Source organism: Streptomyces piniterrae, assembly GCF_005048155.1.
GTDB classification, from domain to species: domain Bacteria; phylum Actinomycetota; class Actinomycetes; order Streptomycetales; family Streptomycetaceae; genus Streptomyces; species Streptomyces piniterrae.
Map to the genome: position 1 here is coordinate 195,418 of NZ_SUMB01000013.1, position 15,508 is coordinate 210,925.

The 15,508-nt window shown below is 71.8% G+C and carries 12 protein-coding genes; 3 read left to right on the forward strand and 9 right to left on the reverse strand.

Annotated elements, in window-relative coordinates; translation table 11 throughout:
- The first annotated feature begins 5 nt into the window (after positions 1 to 5).
- Together FCH28_RS31420 and FCH28_RS31425 are read left to right on the forward strand one after the other, a co-directional pair.
- The gene (locus FCH28_RS31420; RefSeq protein WP_136743575.1) at positions 6 to 686 is read left to right on the forward strand and encodes a phosphatase PAP2 family protein; all 681 of its coding nucleotides are present in this window, start codon (positions 6 to 8) and stop codon (positions 684 to 686) included.
- Between the two features lie 84 nt (positions 687 to 770).
- Positions 771 to 1,469 (forward strand): HAD family hydrolase, encoded by a 699-nt coding sequence (locus tag FCH28_RS31425; protein ID WP_136743576.1) that lies wholly within the window; start codon positions 771 to 773, stop codon positions 1,467 to 1,469.
- A gap of 29 nt (positions 1,470 to 1,498) precedes the next feature.
- Here the strand turns inward: FCH28_RS31425 and FCH28_RS31430 are convergent, their stop codons facing one another.
- The 7 genes from FCH28_RS31430 to FCH28_RS31460 all read right to left on the reverse strand — a co-directional run bounded on the left by FCH28_RS31430 (position 1,499) and on the right by FCH28_RS31460 (position 9,062).
- Positions 1,499 to 2,020 (reverse strand): HAD domain-containing protein, encoded by a 522-nt coding sequence (locus tag FCH28_RS31430; RefSeq protein WP_136743577.1) that lies wholly within the window; start codon positions 2,018 to 2,020, stop codon positions 1,499 to 1,501.
- A gap of 106 nt (positions 2,021 to 2,126) precedes the next feature.
- Positions 2,127 to 3,509 (reverse strand): glutamine synthetase family protein, encoded by a 1,383-nt coding sequence (locus tag FCH28_RS31435; protein WP_136743578.1) that lies wholly within the window; start codon positions 3,507 to 3,509, stop codon positions 2,127 to 2,129.
- Entirely contained in the window at positions 3,509 to 5,047 is a 1,539-nt protein-coding gene (locus FCH28_RS31440) for an amino acid permease (protein WP_246103410.1), read from the reverse strand. The genes FCH28_RS31435 and FCH28_RS31440 overlap by 1 nt, the downstream gene beginning before the upstream one ends.
- Positions 5,048 to 5,126: 79 nt before the next feature.
- Positions 5,127 to 6,134 (reverse strand): hypothetical protein, encoded by a 1,008-nt coding sequence (locus FCH28_RS31445; protein WP_136743579.1) that lies wholly within the window; start codon positions 6,132 to 6,134, stop codon positions 5,127 to 5,129.
- A 271-nt stretch (positions 6,135 to 6,405) separates the two neighbouring features.
- The gene (locus FCH28_RS31450) at positions 6,406 to 7,683 is read right to left on the reverse strand and encodes an MFS transporter (RefSeq protein ID WP_169314300.1); all 1,278 of its coding nucleotides are present in this window, start codon (positions 7,681 to 7,683) and stop codon (positions 6,406 to 6,408) included.
- Positions 7,684 to 7,854: 171 nt separating this feature from the next.
- Positions 7,855 to 8,379: a hypothetical protein gene (locus tag FCH28_RS31455; RefSeq protein ID WP_136743581.1), complete on the reverse strand. Its 525-nt coding sequence runs from the start codon at positions 8,377 to 8,379 to the stop codon at positions 7,855 to 7,857.
- A gap of 188 nt (positions 8,380 to 8,567) precedes the next feature.
- Positions 8,568 to 9,062, reverse strand: a complete 495-nt coding sequence (locus tag FCH28_RS31460; protein WP_222852469.1) for a hypothetical protein — start codon at positions 9,060 to 9,062, stop codon at positions 8,568 to 8,570.
- 527 nt (positions 9,063 to 9,589) lie between these two features.
- Here FCH28_RS31460 and FCH28_RS31465 point away from each other — a divergent pair.
- On the forward strand, positions 9,590 to 11,551 hold the full coding sequence (locus FCH28_RS31465; protein WP_169314301.1) for an AfsR/SARP family transcriptional regulator: 1,962 nt from the start codon (positions 9,590 to 9,592) through the stop codon (positions 11,549 to 11,551).
- Here the strand turns inward: FCH28_RS31465 and FCH28_RS31470 are convergent.
- Both FCH28_RS31470 and gntD read right to left on the reverse strand, forming a co-directional pair.
- Positions 11,532 to 14,369, reverse strand: a complete 2,838-nt coding sequence (locus FCH28_RS31470) for a non-ribosomal peptide synthetase (protein ID WP_136743583.1) — start codon at positions 14,367 to 14,369, stop codon at positions 11,532 to 11,534. The genes FCH28_RS31465 and FCH28_RS31470 overlap by 20 nt on opposite strands.
- A gap of 83 nt (positions 14,370 to 14,452) precedes the next feature.
- Positions 14,453 to 15,508: a guanitoxin biosynthesis L-enduracididine beta-hydroxylase GntD gene (gntD, locus tag FCH28_RS31475; protein WP_136743584.1), complete on the reverse strand. Its 1,056-nt coding sequence runs from the start codon at positions 15,506 to 15,508 to the stop codon at positions 14,453 to 14,455.

Below are 15,508 nucleotides of genomic sequence, written 5' to 3' on the forward strand. Positions count from 1 at the left end.
CGGCCATGGCCCCGGCGCGCCCCGGTCATGGCCGTAACGCCGCCCTGGCCGTGGCCCTCGCCTCGGTCCTGCTCACCCTCGTCGTCACCCGCTGGGGCCCGCTGATCTCCCTGGACACGGCGATCAGCAACGGGCTGCACCGGACCGCCGTCGCGGCGCCCGGCTGGACGTGGCTCAACCGGGTGCTCAGCGACTGGGTATGGGACCCGTGGACGATGCGTGTGCTGCTCGCGGCGGTGGTGTGCCGGCTCATCCGGCGCGGGCAGCGGCTGCTCGGCTTATGGGTGGCGGCCACCGCGCTCGCGGGTACGGCGCTGCAACAGGCGTTGAAGGCGGCGGCCGGCAGGGACCGCCCGGTGTGGCCGGACCCGGTGGCCACCGCGCAGTACGCGGCCTTCCCGTCGGGGCACGCGATGTCGGTGCTGGTCGCGGGCGCTCTGCTGCTGTGGCTGCTGCGGCTGCACGGGGCGGGCCGGGTGTGGCGGTGGACGGCCCGCGCGGTGGTCGCGGTCTCGGCGGCCGGAGTCGGCTTCACGCGGGTGTACCTGGGCGTGCACTGGCCGTCGGATGTCGTCGGCGGCTGGCTGCTGGGCGGCGCGGTGGTGGCCGGGGCGGCGGGAGCGTACGCGGCGTACGGGCGGCGGGGCGGCGGCTTCGGGCGGCGGCACCCGGCCGGGCGGCGCTGACCGGATCGGCCGCAGGCCTGCCCACTGGGTCAGAGCCCGGCACGCACGAGACAGCGACGCCCCGTACGGGACAGGATGGCGGGCATGACCACGATCAAGGGTGTGCTCTTCGACTTCTCCGGGACCCTGCTGCGCATCGAGCCGACCGAGACCTGGCTGCGCGCGGTCCTCACCGCGTCCGGCACGACCATGGCCGAGGCCGAGATCGTCCGGCTGGCGGGCGAACTGGAACGGGCCGGCGCGCTGCCCGGCGGCTCGTCACCCGCCGAGATCCCCGCCGAGCTGGCGGACCTGTGGGAGATCCGGGACCGCGAAGCCGCCCGCCACCGCGAGGTGTACACCGGCCTGGCGCGCCAAGTCCCGCTCCCCCGGCCGGAGTTGTACGACGCGCTCTACGAACGCCATATGACGCCGGATGCCTGGCACCCGTACCCGGACACCGCCGGCGTACTGGCGGAGCTGCACCGGCGCGGTATCCGGATCGGCGTCCTGAGCAACATCGGCTGGGATCTGCGGCCGGTGCTGCGCGCCCACGGCCTGGACCGCTACGTGGACAGCTGCGTGCTGTCCTACGAACACGGCATCCAGAAGCCGGACCCGAAGCTTTTCGCCCTCGCCTGCCGGGAGTTGGGGCTGCACCCGTCCCACGTCCTGATGGTCGGCGACGACCGTACGGCGGACGGCGGCGCGACGGCACTGGGCTGCGCCTATCTGCCGGTGGACCATCTGCCGGTGGACCGGCGTCCGGACGGTCTGCGGCCGGTGCTGGAATTGGTGGGGTGAGGGGCCCGGCCGTGAGCCACTGGCCGGCGCTAGCTTTCCGCCTGGGTCGATGCCCAGTTCCGTAGGAGGGTGAAGTCGTCGGGGAGGAGTCCCTTGGCCGGGTCGACGCGGTGCAGGAGCGCGTGGCCCTTGTGGTGGCGGGCTGTCCAGTCGCGGTCCGTGGGGCCGATCTCGTCGTCCACCCAGGCGAAGGGGCGGCCCGCCGCGGTGGCGACGAGATGGCGGGTCTTCCAGTGGACGCCCTCCGGGTCCAGGTGGTGCATCTGCGGCCAGTCCACGGCGGGAAGTTCGGGCAGGCCGAGCACCGGGGCTATCCAGGTGTTCGCCTCCGCCTTCCACGTCGTCGCCCAGACCAGCCGGAAGCCCAGGTCCAGCAGCAGCGGGCCGTGGTCGGGGTTCAGCCACACCCGTAGGGCCCGGCGCGGACGCTCCCAGCCGGTCGGGCGGGCGCGCAGCGTGGTGTAGCCGTCGGGCCGTCGATGCGGTGCGGCCCGCCATGGGTTGAGAGGTCCGTCGACGTCGAGGAAGAGGATCGGGCGCTGATCGGTCACGCGCCGATGATGCTCCTCCGGGGGCGGCGGAAGCGACCCTTCGGACGGGTATGGGTTTGGGCGGCGGCGGTCCGTCCCGCGGGCAGGGCGGACCGCCCGGGTCTCGTCAGGCCCGCGAGAACCACCGCTGCCGCTCGGCGTCGGTGACCGTGCGCCGCTGTACGTCCCGCTCGATCCGGCCGAGGTGGGTGTAGTGCTCCACCACCTCGGGCCCGAAGGCCTCCTGCGCCAGCGCGCTGCGGCCGAACTCGGCGAGCGCCTCGCCGAGGGTGGCGGGGAGCCGGGGCACATCTCGGGCCTGGTAGGCGTTGCCGGTGTGCGGGGCGGGTGGCTCCCGCTTTGCCTCGATGCCGTCGGTGACGGCGGCCAGCGCGGCGGCCAGGGCCAGATACGGGTTGGCGTCGGCGCCCGGCACCCGGACCTCCAGGTGCAGCCCGTCGCCGTGGCCGACGACCCGTACCGCGCAGGTGCGGTTGTCGATGCCCCAGGCGAGGCCGGTCGGTGCGAAGGAGTCGGGCAGGAACCGCTTGTAGGAGTTGGGGGTCGGCGCGTAGAGCGGAGCGAGCGACGGCAGGCCCGACAGCAGTCCGGCGATCGCGTGGCGGGCGAGTTCGGACGGGCGTTGCTCACTGCCTCGGAGCCCGCTCCGGGGCTGCGCGAGGACCGGCCGGCCGTCGCGCCACAGCGAGATATGCAGATGCAGACCGTTGGCCAGACCGGTCTCGGGGGCGGCCATGAACGTCGGGGCCAGCCCGGCGCGGGCGCCGACGGTGCGCGCCGCGTGCTTGAAGAGGAGGTGTGCGTCGCAGGCCGCCAGTGCGTCCCCGTACGGGAAGGTGACCTCCACCTGGCCGGGCGCGGATTCGGTCTTGACGGCCTCCACCGGCAGGCCCGCACCGGCCAGCGCCCTGGCCAGGTCCCGCAGGTAGGCGTCCTGGGCCGGGTGGTGGTCCAGCGCGTAGTCGAGGTTGTCCCGGGTGAGCGGGCGCAGCCCCTGGTGTCCGGCCGCGGCGGCCTCCTCGTAACTGCCGTGGTAGACCACGAACTCGGTCTCCAGGCCCGCCTTGACGGCCAGCCCGAGCCCGGCCAGCCGGTCCAGGGTGCGGCGCAGCAGCTGCCGGGGCGCGACCGTGACCGGGCGGTCCTCGTGGTCCACCGCGTCGGCGTGTACGAGTGCGGTGCCCGGCAGCCAGGGCAGCCGTCGCAGGGTGCCCAGGTCCGGGCGGACGCGCAGATCCTGGTAGCCGGTCGACCAGGAGCTGAGCGCGAAGCCGTCCAGCGGGCGCATCTCGACGTCGGTCGCCAGGACGTAGGCGCACATCTCGGCGCCGCTGCCGGCGATCTGGTCGAGGAAGTGACCGGCGTCGTAGAGCTTGCCCTTGAGGCGGCCCTGGGCGTCGGTGACCGCGGCGCGCACGGTGTCGATGCGGCCGGCCGCGATCTCGGCCCGCAGTTCGTCGAGGCTCAGCAGGCCGGGTGCCGCCGTCATCAGACGATCTCCTGGTCGAGCCTGGCCATCTCGCGGTCGCTGCCGCCGTGCGCGGGGATCTCGTAGGCGCGTCGCCCGGCGACCACCCACCAGATGGCGGCCAGTGCGAGGACCACGAGAAGCGCGACGGGCGCGTAGTTGAAGGTCTTCAGGGAGATCGGATAGGTCTGCGGCAGGCAGAACAGCAGGGTGACGAAGGTGACCCAGACGACCGCGATCCAGCCGACCGGGACGCCCCAGCGGCCGAGGTTCCAGGGGCCCGGCTTGAAGCCGCGGCCGCGGCGCAGCCGCAGGTAGATGGGGATGGCGTAGGCGGGGGTGATGCCGATGACGTTGATGGAGGTGACGGCGGCGTACGCGGTCGAGGAGTAGAGGGCGGGGACGGCGAGCAGGGCGGCCACCGCCACCGAGAGGAGGACGGCACGGGTGGGTGTGCCGGTGCGGCCGGAGACCCGGCGCCACAGCCGCGAGCCGGGCAGCGCGCCGTCCCGGCTGAACGCGAACACCATCCGCGAGGCGGCGGCGACCTCGGCGTTGCCGCAGAACAGCTGGGCGACGATGACGATCAGCAGCAGGGCCTTGGCACCGCCGACGCCCAGCGCGTCGAGGAAGATCTGCGCGGGTGCCACCCCGGTCCAGGAATCCTGGGTGCCGGCGTAGTTCTGGATGGCGAAGGTGAGGCCGCAGAGCAGGACGAAGCCGGCTACCCAGGACCAGCCGATGGCGCGCACGATGGCGCGCGCGGCGCTGGTCTGGGCCCGGGTGGTCTCCTCGGAGAGGTGCGCGGAGGCGTCGTAGCCGGAGAACGTGTACTGCGCGAGCAGCAGCCCGATCAGCACCACGTAGAGGGAGTTGGACCACCCGGTGTCGTTGACGAACTCGCCGAAGACGAAGGACGCGGACTGGTGGCGGGCGGGGACGAGCCACAGCACTCCGGTGATGACGACCACCCCGCCGAGGTGCCACCACACGCTGATGGAGTTCAGGATGCTCACCAGGCGGACGCCGAAGAGGTTCAGCGCCCCGTGCACGCACAGGATGCACAAATAGATGATCATGATCGTGCCTGGTGTGGGGTAGAAGGAGTCCCACTGGAGGTAGAGGAAGGCCCCGGTGCACAGCGCCGCGCCGTAGTCGATTCCGGCGATGGCGCCGAGCAGGCCCAGCAGGTTGAGCCAGCCGGTGTACCAGCCCCAGCGGCGGCCGCCGAGCTGGTCGGCCATGTAGTAGAGGGCGCCCGAGGTCGGATAGGCGCTGGTCACCTCGGCGAGTCCGGCGCCGACGAACATCACCATGAAGCCGACCGCGACCCAGCCCCACATCATGACGGCGGGGCCGCCGGTGGTCAGGCCGAAACCGTAGAGGGTCATACAGCCGGACAGCACGGAGATGACGCTGAAGCTGATGGCGAAGTTGCCGAACGGGCCCATGCGGCGGGTGAGCACCGGTTTGTAGCCGAGTTCGCGCAGGAACTCATCGTCGGATGTGGGGCCGTTGGCCTGTTGGGCCGCGCGGCCGGATCGTGTCGCTCGGGACACCGGGAAACCTCCGTAGGCAGGTGGGGGATGGGAGGAGGTGGGAGGAGGGAGGGCGAGGCGGGGTCAAGTCCTTTGGCTCTCAGGGGACTTGGGCAGTTCTTCTGGCCTTCAGGAAGACGGTCTCGGCCGCGTCCGGGGCGCTGGGGTCGTCGGCCATGTACGCCCAGGGGAACCGGGTGGCGTACGGGCCGAGGGCGGCGAACACCGGGGCCGACTGGGCGTACCGCCGGCCCGCCCACAGGGCGTGGGCGAGGTGGTTGAGGTCCAGTACCGAGCGGCTGCCGGGTGGGGTGTGGTGGAACCAGCTCAGCGCCCGGTCGATGTCCTGGACGATCGGATCGCGGGCCCATTGGCGGTACAGCAGCGGATCGTCGGAGCCCTGCCGGCGACGGCGGTGGTAGTGCTCGGCGCAGGCGTAGAGCGGGAGGACGCGCAGCGGCGACTGTTCCGGGGCCCAGGAGACGACCCAGCGGGCGAAGTCGATGGCGGCGGCGGGCGAGACGCCGGAGAGGGAGTGGAAGTACTGGAGCATGCGGTGGTACGCCTCGCGGTTGAAGCGGTCGCGTACATACACCTCGTACAGCAGGCCCCAGGGTCCGGCCGGCAGCATCAGTTCCCAGGGGCGCTCCCGGTGCTCGGGGAGTTCCCGTCGTACGTCGAGCCGGGCGAGGCCGAGGAGGCAGATCCATGGCACCGGGTCGTCCGGCGCCGCGTGGGCCGCGAGCCGGCCGGCCTGCCGGGCCTCGGTGGTCAACTCGCCGGTTCTGGGGTGTTGTTGGCCGTGCGCCTGGGTCGCTCGTGCCACCGCGACCCGGGCTCGCATCATCCGGGCGTCGGCGCTGTGCGGCTCCTCCGTGAGCCAGGCCTCCACGGTGTGGGACCCGGCGGCCACCGCGGACAGCACCTGGGAGCGGGAGGTGCGCAGCGCCCAGTGGGCGCCGGTGCGGGCCAGCAGATCGCGGGTGGTCATCCAGCGGCCGACCCGTAAGTCCTCCACGACGGCACGGAGTTCGTGGTCGAAGCCTGCCGGATGGAAGGCCGGCCGGAATTCCTCGCCTCCGGAACCGCCCCGTCTGCCACGTGCCATCACCGCACCCCGGGGTCGGGTGCTGTGGGGGCGGGGCGTAAGGACGGGCACGGATGTCGTGCGTCCGGACTGCGCATCATCAGATCCTCGGTCGGTACAGGTTTGCCGTGGCGGCGTACGTCGGCCGCTTCACCGCAGTGGGGAACGCTGCCCGGTAAGAGATACGCGACGCGGGGCGATAGGTCCAGATCTTGATTCACTTCCCCAACTGCCCTACGTTTTCCGGGACTTGGCGATTCTTTTGGGCGCGGTTGCAGTGAGTCTGCGGCTCCTACGGCATGCGGTGTTCATCGGTTGTCGTCGTGGGGGTCGCGGGTGTGCCGGAGGTGGTCCCGGTGTCCGGGTCGGTCTCCGGGGCGGGGTTGTGGGTGCCCACCAGCCACAGCAGGGTGCAGAACACGCCGAGCGCCGACACGGCCAAGGCCGTGCGGATACCGAAGACTTCGCCCAGCCAGCCGGCGAAGAGGGCGCCGACGGGAATCGTGCCGTACTGAATCGTCATCCCGGAGGCGAGCACCCGGCCGAGGAGGTGGTTCGGTGTGATCACCTGGCGCCAGGTCACCGACGCGGGCGCCAGTGTCGTCAGACCGGCCTGCGCCAGGATCTGTCCGACGCACAGCAGCGTGACGACAAGTGCCGTGCTGCCGGTGGCGATCGGCGCCAGAACGAAGCCGACGGCGCGGATCAGCACTCCGATGATCACGGTCTCCTTGGGGCGGTCCTGCCCGCCCACCCGGCCCAGCACCATCGACGCGGCGATCGCCCCGAGCGGCCCGACGGCGAACACCAGACCGGTGAGGAAGGCCGACAGGCCGAGGTCCTGGGTGGCGTAGACGGCGTACAGCGCGATGACGCCGGAGCCGAAGAAGTTGTCGGTGGCTTCGGCCGCCGACAGCCGCCAGCGCACGGGGTGTTTCACGATGGCCCGGACGCCCTCGACGATCTCGCCCAGGAAGGCCCGGCGTACCGGTTCGGGACGCTTGCGCGGCACCTTGATGAGCACCGCGCACACGGCGGAGACGAGGTAGGAGACCGCGTCGACGGCCACCGCGACCGGCGCCGACAGCCACTGCACCATCGTGCCGCCCATGGCCGGCCCCGAACCGCGGGCGATCGACTGCGACATCTGCAACTTGCTGTTCGCGTCGAGAAGTTGCCTGCCGTCCACCAGATCCGGGAGCAGCACCTGATAGGCCGAGTCATAGATAATCGACAGCAGCCCGGTGAAGAATGTCGCGGTGTAGAGAATAGGGAAGTTCAGTATGCCGAGCAGATAGCACGCCGGAATGGATCCGAGCGACACGAAGCGGCCGATGTCGGTCCAGATCAGAATCTGCCGCCGGTCCAGCCGGTCCACCCACACTCCGGCGATGGGGCCGAACAGCATCGCCGGCAGGAATTCGATCGCCGTCATCGCACTGACCTGCAGAGGGCTTCCGTGCAGCAGGATCGCGGCGGTCAGCGGGAGTGCCAGCTGGGTGATCTGCGTCCCGATCCTGGAGAGGGACTGCCCGGTCCACAGCAGCAGGAAGTTGTGGTTTCTCCACACCCCGGCAGGGGATTTCTTTTCTAAGTTTCCGATTCTTTCGTCGGCCACACCGAACTCCCGGCAGATCAAGGCTTATCGAATTCCCCAGCAATGGATCGAAAAGCGTATCAGACCGCCGAAGTGGTCAAGAGGCTCTTGAGAGCGGGATAAGAGCGGGATGAGAGAGCGGGGTCAGCGCCCACAGGAGGGTTCGAATCCGAAGGCGACCTCCAGCCCGCCGAGGGGGGTGGCGGGCGGCTCCTCGGCGCCCCGATGACCGGCCGTGCGCAGCAGGCTGGCCAGGAGTTCGGCCTCCTGTTCCTGGCGGGTGTTGTAGACGGCCCGGGACAGATATCGCTGGACCGTTCTCGGGCCGATGTCGGCGAACAGTCCGGCGGGCAGTGCGTCGCCGTCCGTGCCGTCCAGGGAATGGTGGTTGAAGAGCATGTGCGCGATCTCGTGCATCAGGATGTGTTCCCAGTGCGGGCGGCTGGTCCCGGAAGCGACGAAGATATGGTCGTCGGTGCCGGTTCCCAGCCACAGGCCGTACGCATGGGGGCCGGCCAGGCCGTCCGGGAGGGGATGAAGGTACAGCGGCCGTCCGCGTAATTCGGCCAGATACGCGCAGAAGCCTTCGGCCGATAAGGACCGGGGTATCCGGATCTCCTCCAGCACCGCCTCACAGCGACGGCGTAACTGCCTGTACCTGAACGGCATGCGCGATCCCCTGAGTGAAGTGGGCGGTTGGCGGCCACGGACGCACGCAATCATGGTGACCGGCGCCGATGGACTCAGCAATACCGTGTGGGCGCGGCATCCGGGACACCTTTCGGGGCCGGAAACACGACAGATTTCCGGCCCCTGGGCACGGGGCGCCCTGTTCGCTCGGTCAGGGCGGGGAAGCCCTAACCCTGGTTTTCTTCACTCCTGTTGGTGTCACCGTCGTCGACATCCGCTGGAGCGGGCAGGTGGTGGAGCCGCCGGGCTTCGTCGACCATGGTCAGCAGGACGTCGAGAGTCTGCGGCGAGAGCCCCTCGGCGCGCAGGGCGAGATTGCGCACCCTGGTGTCGCGCAGCGCGCCCAGCAGCTTGAGCTGCGAGTTCACCCGTTCCGCGACATCGTCGTTGAGGAAGTACTCCGAGGGGACGTCGAAGAACTGGGCCAGCACATCGAGCTGTTCCAGGGTCACATTGCGCTTTCGTCCGGTGGCCAGCTCCCAGAGATAGGTGCCGGAGATCGCTCCGCCGGTCGTTTCGCCGATCTCCCTGGCCAGCTTGGCGTAGCCAGGGCGCTTGCGCTCATCGGGATAGAGCGCGGTGATGAGCTCGGTCAGCCGTTGGTCGATCCTTCTGACCGGGGGCTTATTCGCCGGGGACGAAGACGGTCTGTTCTTTTCCACCGTGCCCTCCTCGCTCACTCGGAGAGGTCAACTCGGCTCCTCTGTCAGCTGATACGGCCGGATAGTACCCCGGAGCGGGGGTCGCCATCCGCCAGGGTTGACATGGCTTGACCGCCTCAGCGTATCCTCGGATGGATGATCGCCCGCTACTTTGGAGTGGGATTGCGAGAATTCTCCCCATGACCCCTTACCCATGTATGGCGAGGGCTTGAGGCCGCCGCACGGTCCCAGGTGGCAGTGCGGCAACTCCTCGGCCCCAGGCGGACTTTGCTACAGCCGAGCACAACAAACGACCCACGCACCCCGTCCCCGGACGCCCTGATCCCCCCCAGCTACCGACGCGTCGTCGACGGCGTTCCGCGACCGGCGAGCACACCTCGACCGTCGAGCCGTTCGGCCGGGGCCCGCGACGGGAATGCGCCGCCCCACTCCATACGGATCCCCGGCGGGTGCCGCCGGTATGGGTGGGTTCCGGACATGGTCCACACCCCCCAACCGTCCCTTCGGCTCACCCCACTGGAGACGCCTTGTTCTTTCGTATCCTGGGATCACTCGAAGCATGTGTCGACGACGAGCCGCTCCCGTTACGGCGGAACCGTCAACTCACCATCCTCGCCCTGCTCCTGGTCAACGCCAACAAGGCCACCTCCATAGAACGGCTGGTCGAGGCGGTGTGGCACGGCCATCCTCCCAGGACGGCGGCCGCCCAGATCCAGACCTGTGTCTGGTCACTCCGCAAGACGCTGGTCGCCGCCGGCGCCCACAGCGGCCTGATCGAGACAAAGCCCTCCGGCTACACCCTGCATCTCGACGGCGAGCAGATCGACACCATGGTCTTCGACCGGCTCGTACGGCAGGCACGCGCCACCGCCGGTCACGACGCCGCACTGGCCGTCTCCCTCTACCGGCAGGCCCTGCGGATCTTCCGCGGCCCGGTCCTCCCCGAGATCAACAGCCCGGCGGTGCAGGCCGCCGCCGCCCAATGGGAGGAGCGCCGGCTCACCGTTCTGGAGGACTGCATCGAAGGGGAACTCAAGGTCGGTGTGCACGGCGAGCTGGTCGCGGAGCTGACCGCGCTGGTCGAGGAACAGCCACTGCGGGAGAGGTTCTGCGGGCAGTTGATGACCGCTCTGTACGGCGACGACCGGCGCGCCGAGGCGCTGGCGGCGTACCGGACCACCCGTCAGGCCCTGGTTCACCAACTGGGCCTCGAACCGGGGCCCCGCCTCCAGCAACTGCATCACAAGATCCTGACCGGGACGCTCCTGATCCCCACGGCCGCCACGGCACCGGTGAACCTGGCCACCGTTCCCGCCCAACTCCCCGCGCAGCCCGCGGACTTCGTCGGCCGGGAGGCGCTGATCGCCCGCGCGGTGTGCGTCCTCACGGCGGACGGCGACGGCCCGGAGCAGCACCCGCCGGGGGCGCCCCAGGGAGCCGTCCGCAGCTGCCAGTTCACCGGCAAGTGCGGGGCCGGCAAGACCGCACTCGCCTTACGGGTCGCCCACCAGGTGCGGGACCGGTATCCCGACGGGCAGCTCTACGCCGACCTCGCCGGCTCCCGGGCGGAGCCCGCCGACACCGCCGAGGTGCTGCGCGGCTTTCTGCACGCCCTCGGCGTCCCCGACGCACAGATCCCGGACGGCACCTCACAGCGGGCCGCTCTCTACCGCAGTGTGCTGGCCCGGCGCCGGGTGCTGGTCCTCCTCGACGACGCGGCGAGCAGCGAACAGATCCATCACCTGCTGCCCGGCGGGCCGCACGCCGCGGTCGTCCTCACCGGTCGCGCCGGCCTCACCGACCTGCCCGGATGCAGCCCCATCGAGACGGATGTGCTGCCCGAGGACGATGCGGTGGCCCTGTTCACCACCATCGTGGGCAGCGCACGCGCGCAGGAGGCGCCCGGCGCCGTCCACCGGATCGTCGCCCTGACCGGGCGGCTGCCGCTGGCGCTGCGGGCGGCCGGGGCGCGGCTCGCCGCCCGGCCGCATCTCTCCCTGGCCCGGTTCGCGGAGCAGTTGCAGGACCCTGAGCTGCGGCTCGATCAGCTCACCCAGGGCGGTCTCGACCTGCGCGAGCGGCTGACGCCGAGCATCCGGGCGCTGCCGAGCGATGCCCGCACCCTGTGGTTCGTGCTGAGTCTGCTGCCGACACCCGACTTCCCCGCCTCGGTGGCGGCCGCTGTCCAGGGGGTGCCGCGGCCGCTGGCGGAGCGGCTGCTGGACGAGATGGTCGACCGCGGTCTGCTGGACATCGTGGCGGTGGACCATCTGGGGGCGGTGCGCTACCGGTTCCTCGAACTCATCGCGCTGTGCGCCCGTGAGCTCTTCGAGAGCGAGCTCCCGGAGCCGCAGCGTTCGGCGCTGTTCACCCGCGTCGCCGGGCCCCAGCCGAACCGGCCGCTGTCCCTCGCCCTGCCGGGCCCCTGCCGGCCGGCACTGCCAGGGCCGGCCGCGCCCGCCGGGGCGTTCAGTGCCGCGGCGCCCTGACCGCACGTCCCGGGTCCTCGACGAGTCCCCGCAGCAGAACGTCGACCTGCTCTGCCGTCAGGTCGTGCACCGCGGGCCCGCCGCGCTGCTCGGCCGGCGGCTCTCCGGCGGCTCCGGTCGCCGGGGCGGCGTCGGCTCCGGGCAGCGCCCGGGTGTCGATCTTGCCGTTGTGGTTCCTGGGCAGTGACGGCAGGAATTCATAGCTGTCCGGCCGCATGTAGGGCGGCAGCCGGGCGTCGAGCCAGGAGCGCAGCCGCGCCGCGGTGAGCGGCCTGCCGTCGGCGGCCACCACGAAGGCGACCAGGCGCTCGGCACCAGTGCCGCCGCGGAGCCGGACGGCGGTCTCGGCGACCGCGGGGTGGTGCAGCAAGGCGCTCTCGATCTCGCCGAGTTCGACCCGGAAGCCGCGCACCTTGACCTGGTCGTCCGCCCGGCCCAGGACCTCCAGCCGGCCGTCCGGCCGCTGCCGGGCCCGGTCGCCGGTGCGGTAGACCCGGCTGCCGGGCGGCCCGTAGGGGTCGGGAAGGAACGCGTTCGCGGTGAGCGCGGGCCGGCCGAGGTAGCCGCGGGCGACCCCGGTACCGGAGATGCAGAGCTCGCCGGGGAGCCCCGGGGGCACCGGCCGCATGCCCTGGTCCAGGACGTACAGCCGGTAGTTGGGCAGCGGGCGTCCGATCGGCACGAGCGGCGCGGTCGCATCGGCGGAGGTGCAGGGATGCGCCGCGGCCCAGACGGTGGCCTCCGTCGGTCCGTAGTCGTTGAGCAGGGTCGCGTCGGGGTGGCGAAACAGATGCTGTGCGACGAGCCGGGGCGGCAGGGGTTCGCCGCCGACCGAGACGAACCGCAGCTCCGGCAGCCCGTCGTCCCCGCAGGACTCCTCCAGCAGGGTGTAGTACGAGGGGATCGAGTGGATGTGGCTGACCGGCCAGGCGGCGGCGAGCGCGGCGACCGCGCGCGGGTCGCGCACCTCGGCGTCGGTCGGCATGAGCAGTGTGCCGCCGCCGACGAGGGTCCAGTAGAGGCCGCTGGCCGCGCCGTCGAAGCACAGCGGCATGGTGAGGAGGTCGACCGTGGGCGGCGGTCCGCCGACCGCGCGGGCGGCGTTGGACAGCACCAGTGAGCGGTGGGAGACGGCGACGCCCTTGGGGTCGCCGGTGGAACCCGAGGTGTAGATGACATATGCGAGGTTCGACGGGCGCGCGAGCGGCCGCGGGTCCGCCGCGCTGTGCCGCAGGACGTCCTCGCCGTCCAGGGCGACCGTGGTCACGTCGGCCAGGTCGGCCAGTCCGGCGAGCGCACGGCCGGCGCCCAGGAGAAGTCGGGCACCCGAGTCCCGTACGACATAGCGGATCCGCTCCTCGGGATAGGAGGGGTCCAGGGGCACATAGCCGGCTCCCGCCTTGAGCACCGCCAGCAGGGCGGTGAGCGCCTCGACGGAGCGGTCGGCGTACACCGCCACCACCGCTTCAGGACCTGCCCCCAGCTCGCGCAGGCGCCGGGCGGCGCGGTTGGCGCGCGCGTCGAGTTCGCCGTAGGTGAGTTGCCGGCCCCCGCAGACGACCGCGAGGCGTTCGGGGGTTCGCCGCGCGTGGGCCGCGATGAGTTCGTGGACGCAGGCGTCGGGGCAGTCCTGCTCGGGCCCCTGCCAGTCGGCGAGGACCTGGCGTCGTTCGTTGTCGGTCAGGGCGGTGAGCTCGGCGAGGCTCCGCTCGCGCGGCCAGCGGGCGCACAGCGAGATGAGCCGGTCGAGCAGCCGCCGGGCGTCGTGCGCGTCGATGGCGTCGGGGTCGTGGTCGAGCCGCAGGTGCCAGCCGTCGGGGTGCACCTGGAGCGAGAGGCCGAGGTCGCGGTCGGTCCAGCCGCTGTCCACGGCGAACTCGACGGCGTGCAGTCCCGGCGCCGCCAGTTCGCGGCCGTGGTGGTGCGCGTAGGTGAACAGCACGGGGCATTCGGCGGGGTCCGGGCGATCGGTGTCGCCGGTGTCCTCGGCGCGCAGTGCGCGCGCCAGGCCGGCGGTCAGGTCGTCGGTGGTCCCGCTGTCGGTCCAGCGCACCCGTACCCCCCGGGGTGCCGTCGGGGCCTGCGGTCCGGCACTGGCCGGTGCGTCGACCGCCACCGTCAGTTCGGGGGTGTCGCGGTAGCGCGCGAGCAGGGCGGTGAGGGCGGCCAGCAGCCCTTCGTACGGCTCGAAGCCGCGGGCCGTGCACCAGGCGGCGAAGTCCGCGGCGACGGATATGCGGCGGGTCACCGACGCGGCGCGGTGGTTGCGCTCGGGCCGGCGCGGCGTGTCGGCCAGCAGGTTCAGCGGCGGTACGGGGCCGCGCCGCTCCCGCGCTGCGTTTCCCGCCGTGGCCCAGCCGTCCGGCAGCGTGGCGAGCAGCCGGTGCAGCCGGTCGTCACCGGGGCCCGCGCCCGGCCCGTCGGCCTGACGGGCGGTCAGCTCCAACAGCCCCTCGACGAACGGGAGCAGCTCTCCCTGGCCCATCGGCCGGTGGGCGGTGACCAGCAGGGCGTGCTCGGCCTCCGCCAGCCGCACAAGGCAGATCCGCAGGGCGTCGCCCCGCTCGTCCAGGGTCTGTGCCTCGCGCAGCGCGACGGCGCCCAACTCCCGGGACCGGTCGGCGGTGTGGCTCAGGTCGATGCGGCCGACCTCCGGGGTCCGGACGGGCCCGGATGCGCCAGGACCGGCGTGAGGGGCCTGACCGGCGGCCGCTGCCAGCCGGCCGAGGGTCGGCGGCAGCCCGGACGCGGAGCGATCGCCGGTGATGCGCCACGCCCAGCGGGCCGGCGGGGTGGCAGCGGGCTGCACGGACGACACGTGAAGTACCTCCACTCTCTGCGGTTCGGTGGCGCGCCGGGCGAGGGGTCCGGGCAGCGGTCACGGGACGGTGCGGATGGCCGTCACAGGAGGACGCGGGCGGCGGGCTCCGCACGCTGGGCGCGGGACTTGCGCAGGTCCCGGGTGACGACCGTCTTCTTCAGCCAGCGGTCCGTGCCGTCGAACCGCGCCCGGAACGCGCTCCGTCCGTGCACCGCCCGGTAGTTGTCCACGACGAGCAGGTCCCCGGGTCCCAGGGCGACATCCACCAGGTGCGCCTCCAGCTGCTCGACCAGCGCGGACAGCGCCTCGGTGGCTTCCGTGTCGCCGGGCACGGCCGTCATGAACGCGGGGTCGACCCGCAGATAGGGGCGTTCGGTGCCGCCGAAGAGCACGGCGCAGGGCTCCGGCTCGTCCTGCATCACCTGGATGGGGTGGCGGCGTCCGCTGCCCCGGACCAGGCCGGCGGCCCGCCTGAGGTGTTCGGTGTCGGGCCGGATCAGGAAGCGAGGCTCGCGGAGCACCCGTATGACCTCGTCGCCGAGGGTGAGGGAGTCGATGCCGGCGATGCCGGTGGGTACCGCGTCATGGTTGCGCAGACCGGTCAGCAGCAGATAGTCGCAGCGGTAGGGGTGGAAGCCGTCCTCGGTGTGCCACTCCAGCCGTACGGTGCCGTGGCCGCTCTGCTCGTTCTGCTCGGACGGCATCGGTACGACGTTGTGGATGAGCCGACCCTCCTGCAGGGTGGACCAGCCGAACACCTCGCCCAGCATCCCGGCGACGAGCATCTGGTAGAGCTCGGCGTGCAGGGTGGAGGCGGGGTCGGGCTGGCACTCCCAGCTCAGCGGGGTGGGACCGATGGCGGCGTCGTCGACGCGCAGTCCGTGCAGGACGAGGGCGGCGGAGCTCTCGTGGCGCCGGAAGTCCTGGAGGGCGTCCACGATCCGCCGCGGCAGCCGCCAGGCGAGTCGGGGCGCGTCCCGCAGGAAGGTCTCGTCCTCGGCCGAGGGGTAGGTGTCGGCCAGTTCCCGGAGGAGCCCGGTGAGGAACCGGGCGTCGGTCTCCTCGATGTCGAGGTGCACGACGGTCGGCACGGCGGTGCCGTCCGTGCCCGTCGGCGCCTCGCGTGCTGTGCTCAT

Excerpts from the sequence above, each read along its gene's own strand:
- FCH28_RS31445 (WP_136743579.1), bottom strand. The coding sequence starts at position 6,134 with ATGGCACGTGGCAGACGGGGCGGTTCCGGAGGCGAGGAATTCCGGCCG.
- gntD (WP_136743584.1), bottom strand. The coding sequence starts at position 15,508 with ATGAGCACAGCACGCGAGGCGCCGACGGGCACGGACGGCACCGCCGTG.
- FCH28_RS31425 (WP_136743576.1), top strand. The coding sequence starts at position 771 with ATGACCACGATCAAGGGTGTGCTCTTCGACTTCTCCGGGACCCTGCTG.
- FCH28_RS31435 (WP_136743578.1), bottom strand. The coding sequence starts at position 3,509 with ATGACGGCGGCACCCGGCCTGCTGAGCCTCGACGAACTGCGGGCCGAG.
- FCH28_RS31420 (WP_136743575.1), top strand. The coding sequence starts at position 6 with ATGGCCCCGGCGCGCCCCGGTCATGGCCGTAACGCCGCCCTGGCCGTG.
- FCH28_RS31455 (WP_136743581.1), bottom strand. The coding sequence starts at position 8,379 with ATGCCGTTCAGGTACAGGCAGTTACGCCGTCGCTGTGAGGCGGTGCTG.